Source organism: Aeromonas sp. YN13HZO-058, assembly GCF_001921245.1.
GTDB classification, from domain to species: domain Bacteria; phylum Pseudomonadota; class Gammaproteobacteria; order Enterobacterales; family Aeromonadaceae; genus Aeromonas; species Aeromonas allosaccharophila.
Window position 1 is genome coordinate 1 of sequence record NZ_MQSY01000027.1, and the last position, 21,055, is coordinate 21,055.

Annotated in this window: 18 protein-coding genes, 1 other RNA gene and 1 riboswitch; of the genes, 11 read left to right on the forward strand and 8 right to left on the reverse strand. The window is 59.7% G+C overall.

Features of this window, described 5'->3' with window-relative positions; translation table 11 throughout:
- Window positions 1-116 precede the first annotated feature (116 nt).
- Window positions 117-476: a transfer-messenger RNA gene (ssrA, locus tag BSP75_RS05910) on the reverse strand.
- A gap of 164 nt (window positions 477-640) precedes the next feature.
- The gene (gene smpB, locus BSP75_RS05915) at window positions 641-1,129 is read right to left on the reverse strand and encodes an SsrA-binding protein SmpB (protein WP_042062518.1); all 489 of its coding nucleotides are present in this window, start codon (window positions 1,127-1,129) and stop codon (window positions 641-643) included.
- Between the two features lie 169 nt (window positions 1,130-1,298).
- Between smpB and BSP75_RS05920 the strand changes: the two genes are divergently transcribed.
- Together BSP75_RS05920 and BSP75_RS05925 are read left to right on the forward strand one after the other, a co-directional pair.
- Window positions 1,299-1,733 (forward strand): SRPBCC family protein, encoded by a 435-nt coding sequence (locus BSP75_RS05920; protein ID WP_042062520.1) that lies wholly within the window; start codon window positions 1,299-1,301, stop codon window positions 1,731-1,733.
- Window positions 1,726-2,073: an RnfH family protein gene (locus BSP75_RS05925; RefSeq protein ID WP_040065214.1), complete on the forward strand. Its 348-nt coding sequence runs from the start codon at window positions 1,726-1,728 to the stop codon at window positions 2,071-2,073. Before BSP75_RS05920 ends, BSP75_RS05925 begins: the two co-directional genes overlap by 8 nt.
- A gap of 97 nt (window positions 2,074-2,170) precedes the next feature.
- Here the strand turns inward: BSP75_RS05925 and BSP75_RS05930 are convergent, their stop codons facing one another.
- Both BSP75_RS05930 and fadE read right to left on the reverse strand, forming a co-directional pair.
- A complete protein-coding gene (locus BSP75_RS05930) occupies window positions 2,171-3,445 on the reverse strand; it encodes an amidohydrolase (protein WP_075112551.1) in 1,275 nt (424 codons plus the stop codon).
- A gap of 179 nt (window positions 3,446-3,624) precedes the next feature.
- Complete coding sequence (fadE, locus tag BSP75_RS05935) at window positions 3,625-6,081, reverse strand: acyl-CoA dehydrogenase FadE (protein WP_075112552.1); 2,457 nt, start codon at window positions 6,079-6,081, stop codon at window positions 3,625-3,627.
- Between the two features lie 255 nt (window positions 6,082-6,336).
- On the opposite strand from fadE, the gene lpcA reads away from it, so the two are divergent.
- The 3 genes from lpcA (at window position 6,337) to BSP75_RS05950 (ending at window position 8,513) form a co-directional block, all read left to right on the forward strand.
- Window positions 6,337-6,915, forward strand: a complete 579-nt coding sequence (gene lpcA / locus BSP75_RS05940) for a D-sedoheptulose 7-phosphate isomerase (RefSeq protein ID WP_005334485.1) — start codon at window positions 6,337-6,339, stop codon at window positions 6,913-6,915.
- A 161-nt stretch (window positions 6,916-7,076) separates the two neighbouring features.
- Window positions 7,077-7,865 (forward strand): class II glutamine amidotransferase, encoded by a 789-nt coding sequence (locus tag BSP75_RS05945; protein ID WP_075112553.1) that lies wholly within the window; start codon window positions 7,077-7,079, stop codon window positions 7,863-7,865.
- A gap of 312 nt (window positions 7,866-8,177) precedes the next feature.
- Complete coding sequence (locus BSP75_RS05950) at window positions 8,178-8,513, forward strand: Hpt domain-containing protein (RefSeq protein WP_042058094.1); 336 nt, start codon at window positions 8,178-8,180, stop codon at window positions 8,511-8,513.
- 39 nt (window positions 8,514-8,552) lie between these two features.
- On the opposite strand, the gene yvcK is transcribed toward BSP75_RS05950, so the two are convergent.
- Window positions 8,553-9,467 (reverse strand): uridine diphosphate-N-acetylglucosamine-binding protein YvcK, encoded by a 915-nt coding sequence (gene yvcK, locus BSP75_RS05955; RefSeq protein WP_075112554.1) that lies wholly within the window; start codon window positions 9,465-9,467, stop codon window positions 8,553-8,555.
- 113 nt (window positions 9,468-9,580) lie between these two features.
- Between yvcK and BSP75_RS05960 the strand changes: the two genes are divergently transcribed.
- Window positions 9,581-10,765 (forward strand): FIST N-terminal domain-containing protein, encoded by a 1,185-nt coding sequence (locus tag BSP75_RS05960; protein WP_075112555.1) that lies wholly within the window; start codon window positions 9,581-9,583, stop codon window positions 10,763-10,765.
- 31 nt (window positions 10,766-10,796) lie between these two features.
- Window positions 10,797-12,893, forward strand: coding sequence for an ATP-binding protein (locus BSP75_RS05965; RefSeq protein ID WP_075112556.1), 2,097 nt, complete (start codon window positions 10,797-10,799; stop codon window positions 12,891-12,893).
- A 249-nt stretch (window positions 12,894-13,142) separates the two neighbouring features.
- On the opposite strand, the gene BSP75_RS05970 is transcribed toward BSP75_RS05965, so the two are convergent.
- From BSP75_RS05970 to narQ, 3 genes are all read right to left on the reverse strand, one after another.
- A complete protein-coding gene (locus tag BSP75_RS05970; RefSeq protein ID WP_075112557.1) occupies window positions 13,143-13,718 on the reverse strand; it encodes an LON peptidase substrate-binding domain-containing protein in 576 nt (191 codons plus the stop codon).
- Between the two features lie 103 nt (window positions 13,719-13,821).
- Window positions 13,822-14,460 (reverse strand): two-component system response regulator NarL, encoded by a 639-nt coding sequence (gene narL / locus BSP75_RS05975; RefSeq protein ID WP_075112558.1) that lies wholly within the window; start codon window positions 14,458-14,460, stop codon window positions 13,822-13,824.
- Window positions 14,460-16,172 carry a nitrate/nitrite two-component system sensor histidine kinase NarQ gene (narQ, locus tag BSP75_RS05980; RefSeq protein ID WP_042655933.1) on the reverse strand — a complete coding sequence of 571 codons (1,713 nt, stop codon included), beginning with the start codon at window positions 16,170-16,172 and terminating at the stop codon, window positions 14,460-14,462. The genes narL and narQ overlap by 1 nt, the downstream gene beginning before the upstream one ends.
- A gap of 78 nt (window positions 16,173-16,250) precedes the next feature.
- Window positions 16,251-16,404: riboswitch (molybdenum cofactor riboswitch) on the forward strand.
- Here narQ and moaA point away from each other — a divergent pair.
- The 4 genes from moaA (at window position 16,392) to napA (ending at window position 21,044) form a co-directional block, all read left to right on the forward strand.
- The gene (gene moaA, locus BSP75_RS05985; RefSeq protein ID WP_075112559.1) at window positions 16,392-17,387 is read left to right on the forward strand and encodes a GTP 3',8-cyclase MoaA; all 996 of its coding nucleotides are present in this window, start codon (window positions 16,392-16,394) and stop codon (window positions 17,385-17,387) included. Its footprint overlaps the riboswitch before it by 13 nt.
- Before the next feature lie 239 nt (window positions 17,388-17,626).
- Window positions 17,627-18,169, forward strand: a complete 543-nt coding sequence (gene napF / locus BSP75_RS05990) for a ferredoxin-type protein NapF (RefSeq protein ID WP_075112560.1) — start codon at window positions 17,627-17,629, stop codon at window positions 18,167-18,169.
- Between the two features lie 29 nt (window positions 18,170-18,198).
- Window positions 18,199-18,453, forward strand: coding sequence for a chaperone NapD (locus BSP75_RS05995; protein ID WP_031227438.1), 255 nt, complete (start codon window positions 18,199-18,201; stop codon window positions 18,451-18,453).
- Between the two features lie 101 nt (window positions 18,454-18,554).
- A complete protein-coding gene (napA, locus tag BSP75_RS06000) occupies window positions 18,555-21,044 on the forward strand; it encodes a nitrate reductase catalytic subunit NapA (RefSeq protein ID WP_075112561.1) in 2,490 nt (829 codons plus the stop codon).
- Window positions 21,045-21,055 lie beyond the last annotated feature (11 nt).

The following is a 21,055-nucleotide window of genomic DNA, read 5'->3' on the forward strand; positions in this document are numbered from 1 at the left end:
TCCATGATGGTAGACCTCAAGGTGATGGCCTACTTCAAGATTAGCCTTTCAACACGTAATTGGGACAGAGCCATAAAAAAGGGCCACCTCTTGCGAGGTGGCCCTTTCCAAACGTTTGGTGGAGCTGGGGGGATTTGAACCCCCGTCCAAAATTACTACATCCTTGGTACTACATGCTTAGTCACTCTTTACATTCGCCAACCCGCTGCGGAGAGACACGCCACGGATTGACTAGCTCGATTGGTTTTAATGCTTCCGCCCCGAGCAGGACTTCCACACGATCCTGTGAAGGATGACCTTCCGATTCCCTAGGACACAGGCAAGCTAGGGTAGAAGGGCTCAGCGCAGGTTATTAAGCTGCGAGTGCGTAGTTTTCGTCGTTTGCGACTATTTTTTTGCGGTTTGTTAACGAGGCCTACCGCACCTCGGCATGCACCTTGGGTTTCGTGAATCTTGTCGAATCCAGAATCAGCCCCAAGTTGTCAAAAGTGATTGTACGCAAAAATGTTGTGATAGCAAGGCGTTGATGCCCATTCCCTCTGGCAACCACGCTGTTTGCCGATTTATTGTGCGCAGCTGAGTCAGGGTTCCGCTGCGCTGGGGGAAGGTGAATGGGCGTCTGGAACCGGTGGGCGGCCGATTAGCCGCGATTCTTGTTCTTCATGATGCGGGCTTTTTCCCGATCCCATTCGCGGGCCTTGGTATCTTCGCGCTTGTCGTGCTCTTTCTTGCCCTTCACCAGGCCGATCTCGACCTTGACCCAGCACTCTTTCCAGTAGAGGGCCAGTGGCACTATGGTGTAACCCTGACGGGCGGTCAGGCTTTCGAGTTTGTCGAGTTCGCGACGACTCAGCAGCAGTTTGCGGGTGCGGGTCGGGTCACAGACCACATGGCTGGATGCCGCGTTCAGTGGCAGGAAGGTGGAGCCAAACAGGAAGGCTTCTCCTTGCAAGAAGATGACATAGGCTTCGCTGATGTTGGCCTTGCCCGCCCGTAGGGATTTGACTTCCCACCCTTGCAGGGACAGACCGGCTTCCACTCTCTCTTCGATGAAGTATTCGTGGCGGGCGGTTCTGTTGAGTGCAATGGTGCTGGACCCGGCTTTGTTTTTACTGTTTTTTTTGCTCATGACGGGCGATTTCCGGCAATGACTAGGAGGCTCGTATTATACGTAGGCGTGAGCGGCTGTAAAACGCGCAGCAGGTCAAGTGGTGGCTTTGTGAGCGGTTTGGTTGAGGTTTTACCTCCACAACCCGAAACATGGTGATAAAATCGCGCCGATTGGATGAGGAAAAGCCATGCCCCGAATTACGCGCAGTGCCCTGGTGATGTTCAGTGCAGAACAGATGTTCAAGTTGGTTAACGATGTGGATGCCTATCCGCAGTTTTTGCCCGGCTGTGTCGGCAGCCGTGTCCACGAGGCTGGCGATGACTACATGATGGCGTCGGTCGATGTGGCCAAGGCGGGCATCGCCAAGACGTTTACCACCCGCAATCAGCTGGATGTGAACCGTCAGATCAGGATGGAGCTGGTGGATGGCCCGTTCCGCAAGCTGGCGGGTTGGTGGACCTTTACCCCGCTCGATGTAGACGCCTGCAAGGTGGAGTTTGATCTCGATTTCGAATTCACCTCCAAGCTGATCGAGGTGGCGTTTGGTCAGGTGTTCCGCGATCTGGTGAGCTCCATGGTCTCTGCCTTCTCAAACCGCGCCAAGGTGGTATACGGTGTCTGACCAGCTAAATATCGAAGTCGTTTATGCCTTGCCGCAGCAGCAGACGGTGATTGCGCTGCGGGTGGCGCCCGAGACCTGCGTGCAGGCGGCCATCGAGCAGTCCGGCATCGTGCAAAAGCACCCCGAGATCGATCTGGCGGTCAACAAGTTCGGTATCTACAGCCGCCCGGTGAAAGGGAGCGAGCCGCTGCACGATGGCGATCGCATCGAGATCTATCGCCCGCTCATCGCCGATCCGCGCGAGATGCGCAAAAAGCGCGCCGAGAAGGCCAAAGAGGAGGGGAGAGCCGATAGTGTGACCGGCGGCCGCCCCGATGTGCATCGCAAGCTCCGCGAGTAGCGCTCAGGTTTTTCTTGCAGAAAAAGGCGCCGAGGCGCCTTTTTTTGATCCCGTCAGTCAGTAATTGGACTGCGCGAGATATCAAGGGAGGGCCGCGTTAGCTGAGGGCTGGTTCTGTCACGCCCAGCCGGGCGCGTGCCCAGGCGGCCAGCAGTTCGACACCGCTTTGCATCACCCGCTCATCGAAATCGAAGGCGTTGTGGTGGTGCGGCGCCGCCAGATCGGCCCCCAGGATCAGGTAAGCTGCTTCGCCCCCCTGCTTTTGCACCCGCTCCATCAGAAAACCGGCATCTTCACTGGCGCCAAAGCGGCGAGTCTGGATGGTGGCGAGCCCCTGCTTGCGGGCCAGCGCCGCCAGCTCGGCTTGCAGCGCCGGGCTGTTGTCGAGGGTAATCGCCTCACCCTGTTTGATGATGCGGTAGGTGACGCCGTGGGCGAGGGCGGTGCCTTCGACGATGCGCTGCACCTGACTGAACATGTAGTCGTTGAGGGTGCTGTCGGCGCCACGGGTTTCACCGTGCAGCTCGGCATGGTCAGGAATGACATTGCGCCCGCTACCGCCGTGAAGCTGGCCGACATTGATGCGGGTCATGCCGTCGCGGTGGCGGGGAATGCCGAGCATGGCGGTGGTGGCCATGCAGGCGGCGGCCAGCGCATTGCTGCCAGCGTTGGGCTCGAGCCCGGCGTGGGCCGCGGTGCCCATAAAGTGGACGTCGAACTTGGTGGAGCAGAGAAACTCGGTGGGGTTGATCACCAGCTCGCCGCTGCCGGCGTGAATGCCGATATGGAGCGAGAGCAGGGCATCCACGTCATCGAGTGCACCACCGGCGGCCAGCGCTTTGCCACCGCGGCACCCCTCTTCGGCGGGCTGGAAGAAGAGCTTGATGCGACCGCACAGCTGCTCCTTCATCGTCATCAACTGGCTGGCCAGCCCCATGCCGATGGCGGTGTGGCCATCGTGAGCGCAGGCGTGCATCCACCCCTTGTTGTGGGAGGCAAAGCCCTCCTGCTGCGGCTGGTGCTGTTCGGCGTCGGACTCTTCTACCTCCACCGCGTCGATATCGAAGCGAAAGGCCAGGGTCGGGCCGGGACGGCCGGTATCCAGCTCTCCCATCAGTCCGGTGACATCGCCGATCCGCTCCAGCCAGTCGGGATGGGCTCCCTGACGGCGGGCGCGAGCCTTCTCGGCCGCCACATCCACATCACGGCCCATCATCAGATTGCTGGCCAGCAGCTTGTCGCCGAGCACGACGTGATAACCGAGCTCGCTCAGGTGGTGGGCAATCAGGCTGGTGGTGCGAAACTCTTTCCAGGCGGCTTCCGGCAGGCGGTGCAGGTCGCGGCGCCACAGGATCAGGTGCTCAAGGGTCATCTTGGCTTCCTTGGTGATTCGATTTGTCGGCTATTGTGCCTTTTTTCCCGGCAGACCACACGGGGCCAGCAGCTGGTCGGGGGAGCTTTGAGTGCAAGTAGTGGCAGTGGGGGTCGAGAATGGGGGTGAGCTCGCATAAAAAACGCCTCCACAATGGAGGCGTTGTCGAGATGTGGTTATCAGGCCGCGTGATGGTAAGCGGAGGCTTCAAACAGCTTCTTGTTGGCCACCAGATCGATGGGGTCAAAATCATCGACGTTGATGGTGCGCAGGCGACTTACTTCGGCGCGACGCAGCAGCTCCGCTTCGCTCTGGGTCAGTACGCCAGCGGCCAGGCCAATGTCGGCCACCTTGTCCAGCGCCATGAAGGGGCGCTTGATGCCATCAGCCTTGCAGACTTTCTCGAACAGCGGCTCGGCGGCCAGCACATCATCGAGCGCCTGTTCCAGCAGACCGAAGGGGTTGCCCTCTTCGCGGGTCAGGTATTGGCCCTTGGCCAGGCGGCTGCGGGTTTCGCTCGGGGTTTGCAGCAGACGGGCAACCTGTTGATCCAGCTTGTCGCACGGACGGTTCAGGTCACGGCCGAGTGGCAGCACCACGGCGCGCAGGGCAAGGCCAATCCAGCGGTTCGGGAAGTTGCGCAGCAGCTCGTCGATCGCCTCTTGTGCCTTGAACATGGCATCTTGCAGTGCCCAGTGCAGCAGCGGCAGATCGGCCTGCTGGCGTCCCTCGTCCTGATAGCGCTTGAGGGCGCTGGAGGCCAGATAGAGCTGGCTCAGCACGTCGCCAAGACGAGCGGAGACCCGCTCCTTGCGCTTGAGCTCGCCACCCAGAGTACCCATCGCCATGTCTGACAGGAACGCCAGGTTAGCCGAGAGGCGGGAGAGCTGCTGGTAGTAGCCCTTGGTTTGGTCCTTGTACGGTGCCGCGGCAAAGCGGGCGCCGGTGATACCGAGCCAGAAGCTGCGCACCAGGTTGCTGATGGCAAAGCCGACGTGGCTGAACACCGCCTTGTCGAAATCCTTCAGCGCCTGCTCTTTATCCGGATGGCTGGCGGCCAGCATCTCCGGCAGCACGTGCGGGTGGCAGCGGATAGCGCCCTGACCATAGATGATCATGCTGCGGGTCAGGATGTTGGCCCCTTCCACCGTGACGGCGATGGGGGCACCCTGATAGCCACGGGCCAGATAGTTGTTGGGACCCATGCAGATGGCCTTGCCGCCGTGGATGTCCATGGCATCGATGATGCACTTCTGGGCACGGTCGGTGAGGTGGTATTTGACGATGGCGGAGATGACCGACGGCTTCTCGCCAAGGTCGATACCGGTCACGGTCAGGTTGGCTGCGGCGCCCATGATATAGGCGTTGCCACCGATGCGGGCCAGCGGCTCTTCAATCCCTTCCATCTTGCCGATGGGCAGTTTGAACTGGCGACGGATGCGGCTATAGGCACCGCTCGCCAGGGCCAGCATCTTGACGCCGCCGGTACTGTTGGAAGGCAGGGTGATGCCACGACCGACCGACAGACACTCGACCAGCATGCGCCAGCCCTGACCAGCCATGGTCGGGCCGCCGATGATGAAATCGAGCGGGACGAACACATCCTTGCCCTGGGTCGGGCCGTTCTGGAATGGCACGTTGAGCGGGAAGTGGCGACGGCCAATGCCGACACCCTTGATGTGAGTGGGGATCAGCGCGCAGGTGATGCCGAGCTCTTCCTCGTCACCCAGCAGGTGTTCCGGGTCACGCAGCTTGAATGCCAGACCCAAGACGGTGGCGATCGGGGCCAGAGTGATGTAGCGCTTGTTCCAGGTCAGGCGCATACCGAGCACCTCTTTGCCTTCCCACTCGCCTTTGCAGACGATACCGAAGTCGGGGATGGATCCGGCGTCAGAACCCGCCTCCGGGCTGGTCAGGGCGAAGCAGGGGATCTCTTTACCCACCGCCAGGCGGGGCAGGTAGTAATCTTTCTGCTCGTCAGTGCCATAGTGCTGCAACAGCTCGCCCGGGCCCAGCGAGTTGGGCACGCCGACGGTGGAGGCGAGCACGGCGCTGGCGCCGCACAGCTTTTGCAGTACGCAGGACTGGGCATAGGCCGAGAACTCCAGACCGCCATATTTCTTCTTGATGATCATGGCGAAGAACTTGTTGTCCTTCAGGTATTGCCACACCTCGGGGGAGAGATCCGCGCGCTCGTGGGTCACTTCCCAGTCGCTCACCATGCGGCACACTTCCTCGACCGGACCATCCATAAAGGCCTGCTCTTCGGCAGAGAGAGTGCTGACCGGAATGGCGTGCAGTTTTTTCCAGTCCGGGTTGCCGGCGAACAGATCGGCTTCCCACCAGGTGGTGCCCGCTTCAATCGCCTCTTTCTCGGTGCGCGACATCTCCGGCATGATCGATTTGTAGATCTTGAACAGCGGCTTGGTTATTTGATTGCGGCGAAATTCCACCAGATTGAGCGGGATGGCGATCACCGCGAACAGCGCCCAGACCAGCAAGGGCACATGACCATAGATGGCGCCAAGCACCAGGGCGGCGCCGGTGACCAGGGTGGAGATGAACAGGGATGCCCGGCGATAGGCCAGGGCTCCGATAACCAGGATCACCCCGAGCAGAGTGAGGGTCGTCGTCATTGCTTGCTCCTTGCGTGGTTAGGTTGCCAACGTGGCGTAACTGATCCAGAGGTCTGACCTGTTGGATATGGCCCCTGTTGTAATTCATACGCACAAAGTTATCAAGCTGTTTACATCCTCATTACCTTCTCTCTGTGATCCCCATAACGCTCAAGTGCCGCCAGCGCTGTGGCTCGCAGGGGGGCGACTGTGCGATTCGCTTGTGCGAGAATAGCCGCGATCTACACGCACACTAAAAACAGTGGAAGAGACATCATGTACCAAGAATTGATCCGCAATGAACTGACCGAAGCTGCCAGCGTGCTGCAGGCCTTCCTGGCTGATGAGCAGAACCTGAAAAACATCGAAGCGGCCGCCAAACTGCTGGCGGACTCTTTCAAAGAAGAGGGCAAGGTGCTCTCTTGTGGCAACGGTGGTTCCCACTGTGACGCCATGCACTTTGCCGAAGAGCTGACCGGTCGCTATCGCGAGAACCGTCCGGGTTATGCCGGTATCGCCATCTCCGACCCGAGCCACCTCTCTTGTGTTTCCAACGACTTTGGCTATGACTATGTCTTCTCCCGCTACGTAGAAGCGGTCGGCCGCCGTGGCGACGTGCTGCTTGGCATCTCCACCAGCGGCAACTCCGGCAACATCCTGAAAGCTATCGAAGCGGCCCGCGCCAAGGGCATGAAAGTGATCGCCCTGACCGGCAAGGATGGCGGCAAGATGGCGGGTCTGGCGGATGTCGAGATCCGGGTGCCGCACTTTGGCTATGCCGACCGTATTCAGGAAGTGCACATCAAGGTGATCCACATCCTGATCCAGCTGGTCGAAAAAGAGATGGCCAAGTAATCAGGCTATCGCGATCAGACAAGTGCATCACCGGTTGCATGGTTCGCCATCGGCCGGTTGTTGCCAGCTACAGGGGAAGGGATTGCACCTTCCCCTGCTGTCTGTCGAACCAGCGTGCTGGTCGAACATGACACAAGACAAATCATGAAAGGAGTCTGCCGATGTGCGAACTGCTCGGCATGAGTGCCAATGTGCCGACCGATATCTGCTTCAGCTTTACCGGGTTGATGCTGCGCGGTGGCAAGACAGGGCCCCACAAGGATGGCTGGGGGATCACCTTCTACGAGGGGAAGGGCTTTCGCACCTTCAAGGATCCCGAGCCCAGCGCCCAATCTCCCATCGCCAGACTGGTACAGGCGCTGCCCATCAAGAGCTGTGCCGTGGTCAGCCACATTCGGCAGGCCAACCGTGGCTGCGTGTCACTGGAAAATACCCACCCCTTTACCCGTGAGCTGTGGGGCCGTTACTGGACCTTCGCCCACAACGGTCAGCTGACCGGCTACAAGAAGCTGCCGACCGGCCGCCACCGGCCGGTGGGGGATACTGACAGCGAACACGCCTTCTGCTGGCTGCTCGATCGGCTGGAGCAAAAATATCCCAAGCGTCCCGCCAACTTTCCCGCCATGTTTCGCTATCTCGCAACCCTGTGCGATGAGCTGAGAGCGTTCGGGGTGTTCAACATGCTGCTCTCGGACGGGGAGTATGTGATGAGCTACTGCACCAACAACCTGCACTGGTTGACCCGCTGTGCGCCGTTTGGCGAGGCGAGCCTGCTGGATGAAGAGGTGGTGATCGACTTTCAAAGCGAGACCACCCCCAACGATGTGGTGACCCTGATCACCACCCGTCCGCTGACTGGCAATGAGAATTGGGTCAAAATGGCGCCCGGCGAATTCAATTTGTTTCGCATGGGGGAGCGGGTGGCGACCAATCAGGGCGTGCCTGGGTGAGATAAAAAAATACCAGGGTAGATTCCTACCCTGGTTCTTCGCAGCAGCCATAAAAGGCAAAAGGGATGAGAGGTGTTGCTGAGCATCATCACTCTGACGGAATTGAGTGTTGATCAATTGTTAATTTGTGGCAATGAAGTTGTTGTCTTGACGGGCGTTTCTACATCGCTATTTCGATACCGATCACATTTTTTGCCACTTCATTCCCCGAGCTATCCAGTCGGATGGGTCATCACTGTCTGGCCGTGAGCCACGACATCGAAAACTATCTATAGTATGGTCTGTTTGAATACCGTTCTGGAGGAGCCTCGCATGGAGTGGGTGGATCGCAAGGTGTTGCAGCAGCTGGCAGAGGATATTGGTCAGGATATGCTGCCGGTGGTCATCGCAGTATTTATCGAAGAGGTGGGCGAGCAGCTGAGTCAGCTCAGACCCCTCTATGAGCAGGGAGAGTGGGAGGCGCTGGCCCGAGTGGCGCACAGCATGAAATCATCTTGTGGCAGCTACGGCGCCATGCCGAGCTATCAGCAGGTGATGGCGCTGGAGATGGCCTGCAAGCAGGCGGATGTGGCCGAGGCAGAGCGCCAGTTGCAACTGCTGGAGGCCTCCTTGCCCCAGGTGCTGGCGTTTCTGTCCGATTATCAGTAGCGGCGCCATGCAGGGATGCCGGGGCGCCGTGGCCGTTGCTTAACGCTGGTTGAGCAGTTGCTGGATGATTCGGTCCAGCGCCAGTTTCAGCTTCAACCGATCGTGCCGATGGGGCAGCTCAATCTCGCCCAGCTCGGCTTCGATCAACCGACCCTGCCAGGCTCCCGCATCACCCGCGCCCCGGGGGGCCAGGATGGCATCCAGCCGACCCTGACCGACCCGGGACTCCAGCCAGCGACACTGACTCATCAGATCAAGTTGGCTGGCAGGGCCGTTTTCAGCCACCAAATTACAGACGAAGACCAGCATGGCGCTGCTCTCGTTGATGGCCTGGGCAATCTCGGCCAGCAGCAGTGGCGGCATGATGGAGGTGAGAAAACTACCCGGCCCCAGAATGACCATGTCCGCCTGCTGCAGTGCCAGCACTGCTTCACGGGTTGCTTGTACCTCCGGCATCAGGCCGAGGGAGAGAGGAGGGGTTGCCAGCTGGTCGATGGACACCTCTCCCAGGATCTGGGTGCCACACTCCATATGGGCGCAGAGGTCGGTGGGAAATTCAGACATGGGTAGCAATTGTGACTCGATTTTGAGCATGTCACTGATCAGCTTGATAGCATCAAGAGGACGGACACAGAGATTATCGAGCGCCAGCAGCATCAGGTTGCCAAGGTTGTGGCCCGCCAACTCGCCTTTGCCGGCGAAGCGGTACTCGAACAACAGGCTGCCGATACTGGGATCGGTGACCAGTTGGTTCAGGCAGTTGCGCAGATCGCCCCAGGCGATGCACTCCTGACTCTTGCGCAGCCGTCCGGTCGAGCCACCATCATCGGTAGTGGTGACGATGCCGGTGAGTCGTTGACCAAGGAACGAGAGGGACGAGAGTACGCGACCCATGCCGTGGCCACCACCGATGGCAACGACCCGATCGAAGTCATTGATGTTTTTTTGCCACATGTGGGCATCCTGTCATTGGTCTCAGTTGACCGCTATGTTAGCAAGTGAAGCGAGATAATTGTTTGATAAGGGTATGATTTTTGCTTGCGACTGCTATCCGATAAAACAAGGAGATGGTGTTGAAATTTCTGACCGTTCACTCCCTCGCCCGGAATTCATCGCTGGCGGCCCAAGAGATCTGCACGCAGCTGCGCCACCATGCCGATCAGGCGCCCTCCCTGCTGCTGCTCTATTTTACCCAAGCCCATGACGGGGCGATACTGCGCGACGCGCTCAAACGCCAGTTCCCGACCACCCGTCTGCTTGGGTGCAGCTCCTGCGGTGGGGTGATGACCGAGATGGGACACCACGCCATAGAGGGGTTCGGAGTGGCGGTGGCAGCTTTTTATGATGAGAAAGGGGCCTTCGGGGTGGCCGGTGCCAGCGGTGACGGGGTGGATGTGCGGCAGTTGCTGCGTAGCGCCATGAGCGATTGCGGTCGACCGGGCGAGTTGCCCCAGCTGATCCTGTTTCACGCCAGTCCCGGCAAGGAGGAGGGGCTGCTGGCCGGTATCGAAGCCGAGCTCGGTGCCTCGGTGCCGGTGGTCGGTGGATCCGCGGCAGACAACAGCGTCAGCGGTGACTGGCAACTCTGCTGGGATGAGGCGGTGAGTCAGGATGGCATCGCGCTGGCGGTGCTCTATCCCGATTGCCAGCTGGCCTTTCAGTTTCACTCCGGTTATGTCCCTGCCGAATTCAGTGGCGAGATCACCGCCTGCGACGGGCGGGAGGTGCTCACCATCGATCACCTGCCCGCCGCCGAGGTTTATGCCCGCTGGTGCGGACGCGATCATCCCTGGCCGGTGGGGGCGATTTTGCGGGAGACCACGCTCACCCCGCTGGCCCGTCAAGTGGGATCGCTGGATGGCATTCCCTACTACAAACTGTCCCATCCCGAGGCGGTGACCGAACAGGGTGGGCTGCGGCTCTTTACCGATGTGGTGCAGGGGGAGCGTCTGCTGCTGATGTACAGCAGTCAGGAGGGGTTGCTGCAGCGCAGCCTCAATGCCATGCGCATTGAACCTGGCTATGGGGTCGATGTGGAATGGCAGCCGATCGGCGCCCTCATCATCTTTTGTGCTGGTTGCCGTTTGGCGCTAGGTGATATGTTGTGCCAATTTGTCGAGCAGAGCCAGGCTCGTCTCGGCAAGATCCCGTTTATCACCCCCTTTACCTTCGGCGAGCAGGGGCGGCTGCCCAATGGCGAACTGGCTCACGGTAACCTGATGGTATCGAGCGTGATTTTTCTGACCCGCTGAGTCGGCAGAACATAACAGAGCAGGCAACAAGATGATTGGCAGCAGTGAACTGGAAGCCCTCGGCGACAAATTGCAGACCACCCTGGTCGATCTTATGCGTTGCCGCGAGCGCGAGGCCAGGTATCGTCACGAGTCCCAGACCCTGCTGGGCGGGGTGGCCACCCTCGCCGATGCCAAGACGCTGGAGCAGGTACTGGAGAGTCTTATCCAGGTGCTCAAACCCTTTATCGGCTTTGAGCATGCGGATGTGGTGGCCTGGGAAGGGGAGCGGGGGAGTACCCACCTCAGTACCGAGCCGATGCGCGCTGCCCGCAGCTGGCACATGACCCCGGCCTTTGCCCGTGCCATCGCCGGTGAAACCCTGGTGATTTACGATCCCTCCCAACTGCCCGAGCTGGCGCCACTGGCGAACGAGCCGGGCTGGGCCAGCGTGATGCTGACCGGGCTGCAGGCACCCGGTTTTACCGCCACCCTCATCTGCCGCCACGCCCGGGCGGGCACCTTCGATCTCACCAGCAAGGCCGCCATGGAGCGTTGTCGTCCGCTTATCGCCCAGGCGCTGGTCAACATCACCTATCGGGCCCGCCTGCAGGAGCAGGTGGCGGTGAAGACCGAGGCGCTGCAGGCCAGCGAACGCCGTTTTCGCAGCTTCGCCGCCATGGCTTCTGACTGGTTCTGGGAGACCGATGCCGAGCATCGCCTCAGTTATGCCTCCGAACCGGGTTATCTGGATGAGCTGACCCCGCAGGCGATCCGGCCGACCCTCTATGACTACGTCTGCAACAAGCAGAGCTGCGAGGCGCAGCAATACCTGTGGTTGCTGGAACAGCGCCAGCCGGTGCGAGGGGTGCGGATGCAGGTGGCGCTGCTTGATGGCCCCTGCTGGATGGAGGTGAGCGCCGAGCCCTGTTTCGACCACGAAGGTCTCTTTACCGGCTATCGCGGCACTGCCCGGGATATCAGCTCCCAGATCCGCCGTGAAGAGGAGCTGGCGCGGGCGCGGGATGAGGCTGAAGCGGCCAACCGTGCCAAGTCCCAGTTTCTGGCCATGATGACCCACGAGATCCGCTCGCCCATGAATGCGGTGCTGGGGATGCTCGATCTGGTGCAGCATGCCGAGCTGGCGCCGGAGCAACAGAGCCTGCTGCGCCATGCCACCCACTCGGCCAGATTGCTGCAAACCATCATCGATGACGTGCTCGATTTTTCGAAAATCGAGTCGCAAACCCTGGTGTTTCACTGCGAGACCCTGCAACCGATCCAGCTTTGCCAATCCCTGGTCGAACCGCTGCAGGCCCGCGCCATCGCCAAGGGGATTACGCTGGTCTATCGGGTCGATGACTCCGTCCCTCTAGAGTTGCAGGGGGACCCGATGCGTCTGTCGCAGGTGATGGGAAATCTGCTGGACAACGCCCTCAAATTTACCGAGCAGGGGCAGGTCACACTGCACCTTGGCTGGCAGGATGAGAAGTTGCGGATCTCGGTCTCCGACACCGGGATCGGGATCGCTGACGCTGATCAGGCGCGGCTGTTTGAACCCTTCTCCCAGGTTGACAACTCGGCGACCCGGTGTTTTTCCGGAACCGGCCTCGGCCTTGCCATCAGCAAGCGTCTGGTCGCCCTGATGGGGGGGGAGATCCACCTGAAGAGCGAGCCGGGCAAGGGAAGCTGCTTCTGGTTCGAGCTGTCGGATATGGCGCTGCCTTGTCATTGTCAGCCACTGCGGGAGGAGAGCGTTGCTGCGTTGCTGCCGCTGGATGTGCTGGTGGTGGAGGATAGCCCGGTCAACCAGCTGGTGGTGTCGTTGATGCTGCAAAAGCTGGTAGGCAAGGTGCGGCTGGCCGCCAATGGTCTGGAGGCGCTGGCGCAGGTGGATGAGCAGTTCCCGGATCTGATCCTGATGGATATGCGGATGCCTCTGATGGACGGGCTGGAAGCGACCCGACGGTTGCGGGAGCTGGGATGCACCATGCCTATCGTCGCCCTGACGGCCAATGCGATGGCGGAGGACAAGGCGTGCTGTCTGGCGCAGGGGATGGATGATTTCCTCGCCAAGCCCATCACCTTGTCACGGCTGAGAGAGTGTTTGCAGCGTCACTTTGGTCAGCGGTTGCCGACGCGCGGATAAAAAAAATGGTCAACTTTGTGGGTTGACCAGTTCTTCAGCAAATACTGAAGAGAGCACGGGATAAATCGGGTTGTATCAATCTATATGAAAAATATGTGCCAACTTTTTTGGGACTCTTTCGTGTTCAATTTTGGCCGTTTAGCGCATCGGCTCTCGTTTGTAATGCTTTGTCGTTCTTTTTGTTAATTGCAAAATGCGAATATCATATTTTCATTATTGGAATAATTGCAATTTGCAACGCTGTGTCTGTCATTGTGAAATCAGGCGATGCAGGAATTTACGTGCCGCTTCGCTGTTTTGTTTGGCAATCAGCATCTGCTTTTCATAAATCGGCATCGGCAATATCTCGAGCCAGCGCTGGCAGAGCCAGGCGGCATCTTCAAAGCGCTTGTCCGGATAGAGCTCATCAAGCTCCGGATACTGCTCGAACACTTCCCGCAGGCGATTGACCAGCAGCTTGTCGTTGAAATCGGAGTGAATGCTCGGCCAGTTCGGCAGCATCTCCACCTTGGCCCGGCGCAGGCCCATCTCATCTGTTTCCATTTCGTGGATGCAGAAGCGCTCCAGTCCCAGCACCGTCACCCCCAGCAGGCCATCATTAAGGGTGTAGAAGTCGGTCACCTTGACCCGGGTACCCACCGGCAGGATGCGACCGGATTGTCCCGAGGTGGTGGACTCTTCCATCACGATGCCAAAGCCCTGATCGTTGATGAACGACTCCTTGAGCATCTGCAGGTGGCGTGGCTCGAACAGACGCAGAGGAAGCTTGCCGCCCGGCAGTATGTGGGAAGGCAAGGGGAACAGTGCCAAAGGTTGTAGTTTCATGTTCCATCCTCCATTGAGTAGTTGCTGAATAGGACAATGCAGCGACTGTGCCAGAGAATGAAAAAAGCCACCGGACGGTGGCTTTTCGGCAGGAAGAGGGCGCTTAGTTGCGCTGCTCCAGATACATGACAGCCGCTTCCACGCGGCTTTGCGCCTCGAGTTTCTTCAGCAGGCTCTTCACGTGAACCTTGACCGTTCCCTCGGAGATATGGAGCACCGAGGCGACCTGTTTGTTGGAGAGGCCTTTTGCAATTTCACGCAGGATTTGCATTTCGCGACGCGTTAAGCTTTCCAGTTTCTGCTGCAGGTGATCCAGCTCGTAGATGTTTTCGAGGTAGGGGCGCAGCGGTTCGCTCAGGATCTGCTTGCCGGTCATCACGTCGGCCAGCTGGGCCAGCAGCAGATCAGGCTCGGTATCCTTGAGCAGGTAGCCATCGGCACCGGCCTTGAGCAGGGCCACCACATCCTGACGGGCATCGGAGACGGTGAGGATCACCACTCGGGAGGTGATCTCTTCGGCCCGCAGTGCCTTGAGGGTATCTAGGCCGGAGAGCCCTTTCATATTGAGGTCGAGCAGGATCAGGTCCGGCTCGGCCTCTTTGGCCAGTGCCACGGCATCTGTGCCGTTGGAGGCTTCACCGGTCACCTCCATGTTCTCTTCCAGAGCCAGCAACTGCACAATCCCTTTGCGCATGAGGGGATGGTCATCTACGACCAGAACACTGTATTTCATCTCGTCCATCAGGCGTCTCTCGTTAGGCTGGTGGGAAAGGTCAGATGCACGCGGGTGCCTTGTGGTTGCTGCTCGTTGATGGTCAGCAGACCATGCAGTTTGCTGGCGCGCTCGTTCATGATGCTCAAACCGTAATGGTTGATCGCCGAGCTGGCGAGTCCGATCCCGACCCCGTCATCTGAAATCTGAACCTCGATGTTACCACTGGCGAGGGTCTCACAGCTAACATCAATCACTTGCGCGTTGGCATGTTTGATGGCATTGAGCACGGCCTCACGGATCAGTTGCAGAATGTGGATATGCTGGCCCGCCTCCAGGTCGTTGTCGGCCAGTCCGTAATGGAACCGGATTTCGGCCTTGGTCTGAGGTTGCAGCTGGTCGAGCATCACCCGGATCGCTTCCCCCAGATTGGCATCGCCAATGGTGAGGCGGAAGGTGCCGAGCAGTTCGCGCAGCTGGGTATAGGCATTGCTGAGCCCTTCGTCGATCTGCTGCATCGCCTCCTGCGCTTTCTCCTGTTGCCCCTTGGCGTAGGAGCGCTTGAGCAGGGTGGACTGGATCTTGAGGTAGGAGAGGGCCTGCGCCAGCGAGTCGTGCAGTTCCCGGGCGATCACCGCCCGCTCCTCCATCAGCAGCAGCCGCTGCTGTTGCAGCAGGGTCTGGTCTTTGTGCAGCACCTGGGCCAGCAGCATGGTGAAGTTTTTGATCAACCGCTCGTCGATGGGGTGCTGGCTGATGATGTCGAGGCGGCCGAACTCCTGCTCATCCATCTGCAGATAAAAGCTGGCGACCGCATCGAGATCGCCGGGCCAGCCGGTGCGCCCGGAGATATAGACCGGCATGGCGTTGTGCTCGAAGCGGGTCAGCCGGATGTGGTCGATATGCTGGTGGGCGGCGGCGCGGTCCAGCAATTTGATGAGGGTGCGAGTGCTGAGCGGGGCGGCGTGTAGCTTCTGGGCGGTCGAATAGAGAAACGAGAGGGTGTCGTTGGCCTGCTGCAGTTTGGCGGTTTTCTCCTCCACCTTGTTCTCCAGCTCCCGATAGAGCTTGCCCAGCTCGTCGGCCATGGTGACGAAGGCGCGCGACAGCTCCCCCAGCTCATTTTCGCCGTGGGCGGGCAACTGGAGGTCGAAGTCTTGCCGCTGGATCTGGCGGGCACAATAGACCAGCTGGTTGAGGGGGGCGACCACCTGCTGGCGAGTGAAGCGCACCGTGAACCAGGCGATGGTGATGATGGCCAGCAGGCCGAGCCCCTCCGCCAGCGCCAGCATTCGCACCTTGAATTCCACGTGGTACTGCATCTGATTGACGAAATTGTCGATGGCTGCCACAAACTGCTCGGTGTTATCGGTGTACCGTCTGGGAGTGCGATCCTCGATGTGCTGGCGCATCACTTGCCACTGGCCGAGCACCTCGCCATAGGTGCGACGCAGGGAGGCGGGCGTGATCCAGCGCTGGGTCTCCTGCAGCTCTTCGGCGTGCAGGGTCTCTTCAAACTGGGAGAGGCGCCCCAGCACGCTGTCGCCCCGCTCGATTTCGTAGGCCATCCGGTAGGCCTGCATCCGCAGCGAACCGGAGAGGTTGATCGCCTTGGCATCGGGTACCGAGTAGAAGAGGGTGACCATGGCGACCAGTGCAATCAGGCTGGCCATGAAGAGGATCAACACCATGGCGCGGCCAATGGCGCTGCTGACCGAATGGACCCTGAGCCGTTTTCCCATACTGATGCGCACCTCTGGATAGTGATAAGGACCCCGCAAGATGCGTGGGAGTGTACTCCAACTTGTGTTAGCATCGAAAAACTAGATGAACTCCGAGCGGTTTTGCCTACGTCCTAGCGATAGGGGGAAACCAGCCGTCAGCCGACAGTTGAACACAATCGTCGAGCTGTAAGGGTCAGGAAAGAAATGCCCTGGCCTCCCGTATTTGGAAAGGTGTTTATGTTGCCACTTGAAGATGGTTTTTCCCGTCGTTTTTACTATTTGCGTCTGTCAGTGACCGATGTGTGCAATTTCCGTTGCACCTATTGCCTGCCAGATGGTTATCGCCCCCCCGAAGGTCACAAAGCGGGGCGTCAACCCTTTCTCTCGATTGACGAGATCCGCCGCGTGGTCAGCGGTTTTGCCGCCATGGGCACCCGCAAGGTGCGTATCACGGGGGGCGAGCCCTCCTTGCGCCGCGATTTCACCGAGATCGTCAAGGTGATTGCCACCACCCCGGGTATCGAGAAGGTCGCCATGACCACCAACGGCTATCGCCTCAAGGAGCGGGCCCAGGAGTGGTTTGATGCCGGACTCAACGCGCTGAATGTCAGTGTCGACAGTCTCGACCCGCGCCAGTTCCACCAGATCACCGGTGAGAACAAGCTGGCGGAGGTGATGGAGGGGATCGAAGCGGCACTGGCCGCCGGTTTCAAATCGGTGAAGATCAATGCGGTGCTGCTCAAGGGGCTCAACGACTACCAGCTCGATGCCTTTCTGGGCTGGATCAGGCACAAGCCCATCGAGCTGCGCTTTATCGAGCTGATGCAGACCGGCGAGATGGATAACCTGTTTCGTGACCACCATGTCAGCGGCGAACAGATCAAACAGCGCTTGCTGGAGAGCGGCTGGGTGCAGCAGTTGCGGGGCAAGGATGACGGCCCGGCGCAGGTCTTTATGCACCCTGATTCGCAGGGTGGCGTGGGTCTCATCATGCCCTACAGCAAGGATTTCTGTGCCGGTTGCAACCGGCTGCGGGTCTCCTCGCTGGGGAAGCTGCATCTGTGCCTGTTTGGCGACAACGGCATCGAGCTGCGGGATCTGCTCGGCGCAGATGCGCAGTCCGATGAGCTGCAACAGCGCATTCGCGCCGCGCTGGCGGGCAAGAGTGCCACCCATCGTCTCCATGAGGGCAATGCCGGTATCACCCCTCATCTCGCCTCGATCGGCGGATAACCGCAAAAAATCGCCAACGATTAAATAGCAATCCTCACATGGAGGTATTTTAACCGATACCTCCATTTTTATTGTGCTGCAAGGCTTTGATCTGGCGCAAGAATCCCCCCTGTTTATCTCCCTGGTGGTATATCCCTGACCTTGTCAGGGCCGCAATATACACCCACTCTTATAATTGGTATCAAGAATGCCAATCATGGACTCGCACTGTCCCCTTCTTCACCAGAACAGGAGTCAATATGCCGGATGAGATCGATCTTGCCCGCCGCGGCCTGTTCCGGGGGCGGTTGAGAACTGCCGAACCGCCGGTGCAGTTGCCCTGGTCAGTCAACTGGTCGGCATTTGTCGCCGACTGCACCCGCTGCGGGGACTGTCTGGCCGCCTGTCCGGAGCAGATCCTGGTGAGTGGCGAGGGCGGTTTTCCGGTGGTCGATTTCCAGCGTGGCGAGTGCACCTTCTGCACCAAGTGCGTCACGGTCTGCAAGGCGCCGCTGTTTCGCCCGACCAGCGAGTCCCCCTGGCACTACAAGGCCCATATCGAGGCCAACTGTCTGGCCAATGGTCAGGTGTTCTGCCAGCGCTGTCAGGACAGCTGCGAGCCCAATGCCATTCGTTTTATTCCGGTGCTGGGGCGTGTGCCCACCCCGACGGTGGAGCCGGATCGCTGTAACGGTTGCGGCGCCTGCGTGCAGGATTGTCCGGTTGGCAGCATCAAGGTCGACGGGCGAGTCGCCCCATCCGGTGGTGCGAGCCAGCCCACCCTCAAGCAGGAGTCAGAATGAGTCAGAAACCGTGTGACACAGAAGCCACAATGGATCAGGAGTTCCATGTATCGAGTCTGGTGGTGCTGACCCAGCCCCCCTTGCGCCATCAGCTCGCCGAGCAGATTGGTGCCCTTGAAGGGGCCGAGATCCACGCCGTCAGTGACGAGGGCAAGCTGGTCGTGACCCTGGAAGGTCCGAGCCAGCGGCCGATCATGGCGGCCATTGATGCGATACAGGCGATGCCGGGCGTGCTCTCTGCCGCCCTGATTTACCACCAGTTCGATGAACTGGGCGGTCACTGAAAAGAGTGATGGGATGCCGGGCGTACCATCTACCGCTGATGGCTGGCTCCCGTTCGACAGATTCGACAACTATTACGCGATAAGCAATGTGAGGATATGCCATGAAGCTGAGTCGACGCGACTTTATGAAGGCCAACGCGGTGGCAGCTGCCGCTGCCGTGGCCGGTGTCAGTGCCCCCACGCTGGCAGCCAATCTCATCACCAGTACCGACAAGACGGCCATCCATTGGGATAAGGCACCTTGCCGCTTCTGCGGTACCGGCTGTTCCGTGCTGGTGGGCTCTCAGGATGGTCGGGTTGTGGCGACTCAGGGCGACCCCGATGCACCGGTCAACCGTGGCCTCAACTGCATCAAGGGCTACTTCCTCTCCAAAATCATGTATGGCCAGGATCGCCTGACCCAGCCGATGCTGCGCATGAAGAATGGCCAGTTCGACAAGGATGGCGACTTCGCCCCCATCAGCTGGGATCAGGCGTTCGACATCATGGCCGAGAAGTTCAAGGCGACCCTCAAAGAGAAAGGGCCTACCGCAGTCGGCATGTTCGGCTCCGGCCAGTGGACCGTCTGGGAAGGCTATGCCGCCGCCAAGCTGATGAAGGCCGGCTTCCGCACCAACAACATCGACCCCAATGCCCGTCACTGCATGGCCTCGGCGGTCGTTGGCTTCATGCGTACCTTCGGCATGGACGAGCCGATGGGCTGCTACGACGATATCGAGCAGGCCGATGCGTTCGTGCTGTGGGGCTCCAACATGGCCGAGATGCACCCCATCCTCTGGTCGCGGATGTCCGATCGCCGTCTCTCCAATCCGGATGTACAGGTGCACGTGCTCTCTACCTTCGAGCACCGCAGCTTCGAGCTGGCGGACAACGGCATGGTGTTCACCCCGCAGACCGATCTGGCGATCCTCAACTATGTCGCCAACTACATCATCCAGAACGACAAGGTGAACTGGGACTTCGTCAACAAGCACACCGTGTTCAAGAAGGGGGTCACCGACATTGGTTACGGCCTGCGCCCGACCGATCCGCTGCAGCAGAAAGCGAAGAACCCGGACAGCGGCGATGCCACTCCGATGACCTTCGAGGAGTTTGCCAAGTTCGTGGCGGATTACGATGTGGAGTCGGTCTCCAAGCTCTCCGGCGTATCCAAAGAGAAGCTGGAAAAGCTGGCCAAGCTCTATGCCGATCCGAGCAAGAAGGTGGTCTCCTACTGGACCATGGGTTTCAACCAGCATACCCGTGGCGTCTGGGCCAACAACCTCTGCTACAACATCCACCTGCTGACCGGCAAGATCTCCGAGCCGGGTAATGGTCCTTTCTCACTGACCGGTCAGCCCTCTGCCTGTGGCACCGCGCGGGAAGTGGGTACCTTTGCCCACCGCCTGCCTGCCGACATGGTGGTGACCGAGCCCAAGCACCGCGCCATCGCCGAACAGATCTGGAAACTGCCGGAGGGGACCATTCCCGACAAGGTGGGTTTCCACGCCGTGCTGCAAGACCGCATGCTCAAGGACGGCAAGCTCAACGCCTACTGGGTGATGTGTAACAACAACATGCAGGCCGGTCCCAACATGAATACCGATCGCCTGCCGGGCTATCGCGATCCGCGCAACTTCATCGTGGTCTCTGACCCGTACCCGACCGTCACTGCCCAGGCCGCTGACCTCATCCTGCCCACCGCCATGTGGGTGGAGAAGGAGGGGGCCTACGGCAACGCCGAGCGCCGTACCCAGTTCTGGCACCAGCAGGTGAAAGCGCCGGAAGGAGCCAAGTCCGACTTGTGGCAGCTGATGGAGTTCTCCAAGCGCTTCAAGGTTGAGGAGGTGTGGCCGGCAGACCTGATTGCCAAGATGCCGGAAGTGAAGGGCAAAACCCTGTTCGACATGCTCTATGCCAACGGTCAGGTCAACCAGTTCCCGAAAGAGCAGAGCAAGGGGCTGCTGAACGACGAAGCTGAACACTTCGGGTTCTACGTCCAGAAGGGGCTGTTCGAGGAGTACGCCACCTTCGGTCGTGGTCACGGCCACGATCTGGCGCCGTTCGATCAGTACCACGAAGCACGCGGTCTGCGCTGGCCTGTGGTAGATGGCAAAGAGACCCTGTGGCGCTACCGCGAAGGGTTTGACCCCTATGTCAAAGCGGGCGAGGGGGTGCGTTTTTATGGCAAGCCAGATGGCAAGGCGGTCATCTTCGCGCTGCCGTTCGAGCCCGCCGCCGAGTCACCGGATAAAGAGTACGATCTGTGGCTCTCCACCGGTCGCGTGCTGGAACACTGGCACACCGGCACCATGACCCGTCGGGTACCCGAGCTCTATCGCGCCTTCCCGGATGCGGTGCTGTTTATGCACCCGGACGATGCCAAGGCCCGTGGCGTGCGTCGTGGTGAAGAGGTGATCGTCTCCTCCCGCCGTGGCGAGGTGAAGACCCGTGTCGAGACCCGTGGTCGCAATAAACCGCCCAAAGGTCTGGTCTTCATGCCCTTCTTCGATGCGAGCCAGCTGGTCAACAAGCTGACCCTGGACGCCACCGATCCGCTCTCGAAAGAGACGGATTACAAGAAGTGCGCCGTCAAGGTGATGAAGGCATAAGGCGGGGGGCA

What these genes read in the sequence shown, in the direction of transcription:
- narL (WP_075112558.1), bottom strand. Translation starts at nt 14,460, where the DNA reads ATGGACGAGATGAAATACAGTGTTCTGGTCGTAGATGACCATCCCCTC.
- moaA (WP_075112559.1), top strand. Translation starts at nt 16,392, where the DNA reads ATGTTGCCACTTGAAGATGGTTTTTCCCGTCGTTTTTACTATTTGCGT.
- BSP75_RS05970 (WP_075112557.1), bottom strand. Translation starts at nt 13,718, where the DNA reads ATGAAACTACAACCTTTGGCACTGTTCCCCTTGCCTTCCCACATACTG.
- BSP75_RS05920 (WP_042062520.1), top strand. Translation starts at nt 1,299, where the DNA reads ATGCCCCGAATTACGCGCAGTGCCCTGGTGATGTTCAGTGCAGAACAG.
- BSP75_RS05945 (WP_075112553.1), top strand. Translation starts at nt 7,077, where the DNA reads ATGTGCGAACTGCTCGGCATGAGTGCCAATGTGCCGACCGATATCTGC.
- smpB (WP_042062518.1), bottom strand. Translation starts at nt 1,129, where the DNA reads ATGAGCAAAAAAAACAGTAAAAACAAAGCCGGGTCCAGCACCATTGCA.
- fadE (WP_075112552.1), bottom strand. Translation starts at nt 6,081, where the DNA reads ATGACGACGACCCTCACTCTGCTCGGGGTGATCCTGGTTATCGGAGCC.
- napA (WP_075112561.1), top strand. Translation starts at nt 18,555, where the DNA reads ATGAAGCTGAGTCGACGCGACTTTATGAAGGCCAACGCGGTGGCAGCT.
- lpcA (WP_005334485.1), top strand. Translation starts at nt 6,337, where the DNA reads ATGTACCAAGAATTGATCCGCAATGAACTGACCGAAGCTGCCAGCGTG.
- narQ (WP_042655933.1), bottom strand. Translation starts at nt 16,172, where the DNA reads ATGGGAAAACGGCTCAGGGTCCATTCGGTCAGCAGCGCCATTGGCCGC.
- BSP75_RS05965 (WP_075112556.1), top strand. Translation starts at nt 10,797, where the DNA reads ATGATTGGCAGCAGTGAACTGGAAGCCCTCGGCGACAAATTGCAGACC.
- BSP75_RS05930 (WP_075112551.1), bottom strand. Translation starts at nt 3,445, where the DNA reads ATGACCCTTGAGCACCTGATCCTGTGGCGCCGCGACCTGCACCGCCTG.
- napF (WP_075112560.1), top strand. Translation starts at nt 17,627, where the DNA reads ATGCCGGATGAGATCGATCTTGCCCGCCGCGGCCTGTTCCGGGGGCGG.
- yvcK (WP_075112554.1), bottom strand. Translation starts at nt 9,467, where the DNA reads ATGTGGCAAAAAAACATCAATGACTTCGATCGGGTCGTTGCCATCGGT.
- BSP75_RS05960 (WP_075112555.1), top strand. Translation starts at nt 9,581, where the DNA reads ATGGTGTTGAAATTTCTGACCGTTCACTCCCTCGCCCGGAATTCATCG.
- BSP75_RS05995 (WP_031227438.1), top strand. Translation starts at nt 18,199, where the DNA reads ATGGATCAGGAGTTCCATGTATCGAGTCTGGTGGTGCTGACCCAGCCC.
- BSP75_RS05950 (WP_042058094.1), top strand. Translation starts at nt 8,178, where the DNA reads ATGGAGTGGGTGGATCGCAAGGTGTTGCAGCAGCTGGCAGAGGATATT.